The organism is Seohaeicola zhoushanensis, assembly GCF_014656415.1.
GTDB classification, from domain to species: Bacteria; Pseudomonadota; Alphaproteobacteria; order Rhodobacterales; family Rhodobacteraceae; genus Seohaeicola_A; species Seohaeicola_A zhoushanensis.
This window is the reverse complement of sequence record NZ_BNCJ01000057.1, coordinates 1-3,503: the sequence shown is the minus strand read 5'-3', so window position 1 is coordinate 3,503 and position 3,503 is coordinate 1. Positions and strand designations below refer to the sequence as shown.

General features: G+C 63.1%; 5 protein-coding genes and 1 pseudogene. 2 read left to right on the top strand and 4 right to left on the bottom strand.

Annotated features, from left to right (window positions below; all coding sequences use genetic code 11):
* Positions 1-74 precede the first annotated feature (74 nt).
* Positions 75-419: a PAS domain S-box protein gene (locus tag IE266_RS27135; protein WP_308434627.1), complete on the top strand. Its 345-nt coding sequence runs from the start codon at positions 75-77 to the stop codon at positions 417-419.
* A complete protein-coding gene (locus IE266_RS27130) occupies positions 410-565 on the top strand; it encodes a helix-turn-helix domain-containing protein (protein WP_229864554.1) in 156 nt (51 codons plus the stop codon). The genes IE266_RS27135 and IE266_RS27130 overlap by 10 nt, the downstream gene beginning before the upstream one ends.
* A 17-nt stretch (positions 566-582) precedes the next feature.
* Here IE266_RS27130 and IE266_RS26605 read toward each other — a convergent pair whose 3' ends face one another.
* The 4 genes and pseudogenes from IE266_RS26605 to IE266_RS27360 form a co-directional block, all read right to left on the bottom strand.
* Positions 583-1,575 (bottom strand): NADP-dependent oxidoreductase, encoded by a 993-nt coding sequence (locus tag IE266_RS26605; RefSeq protein ID WP_189683163.1) that lies wholly within the window; start codon positions 1,573-1,575, stop codon positions 583-585.
* A gap of 18 nt (positions 1,576-1,593) precedes the next feature.
* Entirely contained in the window at positions 1,594-2,256 is a 663-nt protein-coding gene (locus tag IE266_RS26600) for a nitroreductase (protein ID WP_189683162.1), read from the bottom strand.
* A gap of 33 nt (positions 2,257-2,289) precedes the next feature.
* Complete coding sequence (locus IE266_RS26595; RefSeq protein ID WP_189683161.1) at positions 2,290-3,066, bottom strand: enoyl-CoA hydratase-related protein; 777 nt, start codon at positions 3,064-3,066, stop codon at positions 2,290-2,292.
* A 211-nt stretch (positions 3,067-3,277) separates the two neighbouring features.
* Positions 3,278-3,503: pseudogene (locus tag IE266_RS27360) on the bottom strand (hypothetical protein); the annotation flags it as partial.

Sequence of the window (3,503 nt, the reverse complement as noted above, 5' to 3'; positions counted from 1 at the left end):
TCTGGCAACGCTGACAGATTTCCAAATCCAAGGGACACTGAAATTTTGCGACAGCGCCAGAATGCGCCCATCGGATTGCTCTATTCCGAAGACCGCGTCGTCCGACGCGGCAACCGGCGATCTTCGGCTACGGCCCGGACGAGCTCAACGGCCAGCCGCTCGCCATCCTCTACCCTTCGCTGGACGATTTAGCCCATACCGGCCAGCATTGGATCCCCGAACTCGGCGCGCATGGCATATATTCCGACGAACGTATCATGCGCCGCAAGTCAGGAGAGCTGTTCTGGTGCCGCGTCCGGGGGCAGGCGCTCGATTCCGAACAACGCTCACCCGGGCCGTCTGGTCCTTCGCCGACCTGTCGTCCGAACGTCCGGTCCTCGCCCTCTCGCGACGCGAGCGGCAGGTCAGCATGCTTCTAGTTGAGGTTCTCACAGCCAAGGAAATCGCCCGCCGGCTCGATATCTCGCCACGCACCGTCCACGTCCACAAGAACCGCCTGATGACGCGGTTCGGCGTGCGCAACTCGCTCGAACGGGTGCGCTGCCTAGCCTCGGTCCCGCATTAGGACCCGGGCGCAAGGGATCAGACGCGCACCAGCGCCTTCCCGAAATTGCGCCCCTGCAGCATGTCGATGAAGGCCGAAGGCGCTTTTTCTATCCCATCGGTGATGGTTTCCCGCGTGCGGAAGGCGCCTTTGGCCAACAGATCCGACACCTCCGCGATGAAGTCCGGCCTCAGCTCCAGGTGATCGCGCAGCAGAAACCCCCTGACCGTCAGCCGCCGCGCCAGCGCCAATTGCCACGACGGGCCACTCACCGCGCCCTCGGCGTTATACTCGGAGATCAGCCCGCAGATTGCGATCCGGCCAAAGGGGTTCATGAGCCGCCAAACGGCATCCCGCACCGGGCCGCCGACGTTCTCGAAATCCAGGTCGATCCCATCCGGGCAGGCCTCGGCCAACCGTTCGGCAAAGGCCGGATCGCGATGGTCGACGCAGATGTCGTAACCGAACTCTGTCACCGCGGCCGCGCATTTCTCGGCGCCCCCGGCAACCCCGATCACCCGGCAACCAATGGCCTTCGCGATTTGCCCGGCCACATGGCCGACCGCCCCCGTTGCGGCGGAAATCACGATTGTCTCGCCCGCCTGCGCCTTGAGGATCTCTTTGACGCCGACATAGCCTGTCATGCCCGACACGCCAAGACAGCCCAGCCAATAGCTCTCCGGTGCGATCTGCGGGTCGAACGCCCAGGCCTTTTCCCCTTTCGAGATCGTATGACTCTCCCACGCGCCCTCAAGCGCAACGTGATCGCCTTCGGCAAAACCCGGGTGGCGCGACTGCACGACCCGACCCACAGTCTGCCCATACGGAGGGGTGCCCAGCGGGGTAGGGGCGGCATAGCTGTCTCCCGTTCCCATCCGGATCCGGGCCGCGGGCTGCAACCCGATGAAACTGTTGGCGACGAGGAACTCGCCCTCTTCCAACGCACGTATCGGAGAGTCCTCGAGCGCAAAATCGGTAAGTCGGGGCAGCCCGTCGGGACGCTGCTTCAGGATGATATGGCGGTTCTGCATGGGCGCTCCTCACTCAGGTCAGTCGTGAAAGGTCGTGAAGCTGTCGACATCCGCGCGGTCGGTCTGCAGCTTCGCCAACCGATTGTCCTCGTCGGCAAACCCCACCGACATGCCGGCCACCAGGACATTGGCCTCCGGCTCGCCGAGGATTGGCCGCACCACATGGCTGACCGTCGACCAGACCGCCTGCGGACAGCTCGACAGCCCGCGATCCCGGCACAACAGCATCACGTTCTGCAGGAACAGACCGAGGTCTGTCCACTGCGACGGCTCCATCCGCGATTCCAGGAAAATGAACAGCCCGACCGGAGCGCCGAAGAATCCGTAGTTGAGGCGTGCCATGTGGTCGGTTCCCTCTGCGGTCCGCCCGGTCTCGCCCAGGGCCTGAAAGCGCAGCGTGCCGGCATCGCGGCGCCGGGTGCGATAGGGCTCCCACAGGCCGGGTGGATAGACCGGGAAGGGGTTCCGCGTCTCTCCGGCTTCATGCGCCTTCAGCGCCGCTGCAATGATCCGGGCGCGGGTCTCACCGGTCACCACATGCACGCGCCATGGCTGAAGGTTGCCGCCGGAAGGGGACAGCCGCGCATGATCCAGAATGTCGCGCACCCATTCGGCCGGCACCGCCCGATCCGTGAAGGCGCGCACCGAACGCCGGCTCTTGATCGCCTCTTTCAGCTCCATATGTCGCGGATCCTTCGCATCTTGTTCCTCGGCTCACGCATTCGGCCACACCGGATCACGCTTTTCGTTGAAAGCCGCGATCCCCTCCCGCGCGTCCTCCGTCAGGATCATCGGGCCGATCTGCGTTTCGGCAAAGGCAATCATCTGTTCAAATGTCATGTCCGCCATCGTCCGAAGCGCGTATCTCCCGCGCCGCGCCGCGACCGGCGACACACTCAGAAGCGTCTCGATCAGCGTTTCGACTTCGCTCTCCAGTTGGTCAGCCGGACAGACCGTATTCACGATGCCCCGCGCCAAAGCCTCTTCCGCGGACATCAGCCGCCCGGTAAAACACAGGTCGCGCATCAGCCGGTAGGGCAGGAGATCGCGCAGCACGGCCACGATCTGCATCGGGAACAGTCCAATCTTGGCCTCTGGCATCCCGAACCGGGCCGTATTGGCAGCCAAGGCAAAATCGCAGATGCCCAGAAAGCCCATGCCGCCAGCCACGCAGGCACCATTGAAGGCGCAGACGATAGGCACCGGACTGCCTTGCGCCGCACGCAGCAGGTCGGCAAACGGCAGGTTGAGCTGGGCGAAATCCGGCTTGAACGGCGTGTCGCCGGCCGACAGGTCAGCCCCGGCGCAAAAAGCCCGGTCGCCGGCGCCGGTGATGACGATCACGCGCGCCTCCTTGTCGGTCCGCGTCGCCTCGATCGCCTCACGGATCGCGTTCATCATGCCGACCGTGATCGCATTTCGGCGCTCGGGACGGTTCAGCGTGATGCGCAGCACACCCCGGCTGTCCTGCGCGATGAGGACCTCTGGCATGATCGACTCCTTTTACGCTTGATTGGGTCCGGGCAACCCGCGTCCCACCCTTCGCACCAATTGGCCGAAAGCTAATTAGTATGGTAGTCTTGTCAATAGGCCTTTTATCATCCGACTTGCGGGGCAGTCTCCCCGAGAAGAGGTTGGTGTAGCCCTGTTTAAGATGTGCCGATGTGAGCTCACGCTGAAGTGCCATTTCTGATTTATCGTTTTACGTCAGTCTGTTCCGGATCTCTATCAGCTTGCTCTCGAAGATTTCAGCAGGGGTCCGGTAGCCGAGGTATCTGCGCGGCGTGGAATTGAGGCGCTGTCAAATCGACCTCAGATATCGATTTGTCAGCGCCGCCGGGTTCGGTGGAACGGGGCAGATACTTTCGCAGGCGCTGTCGCAAAATTTCAGTGTCCCTTGGATTTGGAAATCTGTCAGCGTTGCCAGA

Excerpts from the sequence above, each read along its gene's own strand:
- IE266_RS26600 (WP_189683162.1), bottom strand. The coding sequence starts at position 2,256 with ATGGAGCTGAAAGAGGCGATCAAGAGCCGGCGTTCGGTGCGCGCCTTC.
- IE266_RS26595 (WP_189683161.1), bottom strand. The coding sequence starts at position 3,066 with ATGCCAGAGGTCCTCATCGCGCAGGACAGCCGGGGTGTGCTGCGCATC.
- IE266_RS26605 (WP_189683163.1), bottom strand. The coding sequence starts at position 1,575 with ATGCAGAACCGCCATATCATCCTGAAGCAGCGTCCCGACGGGCTGCCC.
- IE266_RS27130 (WP_229864554.1), top strand. The coding sequence starts at position 410 with ATGCTTCTAGTTGAGGTTCTCACAGCCAAGGAAATCGCCCGCCGGCTC.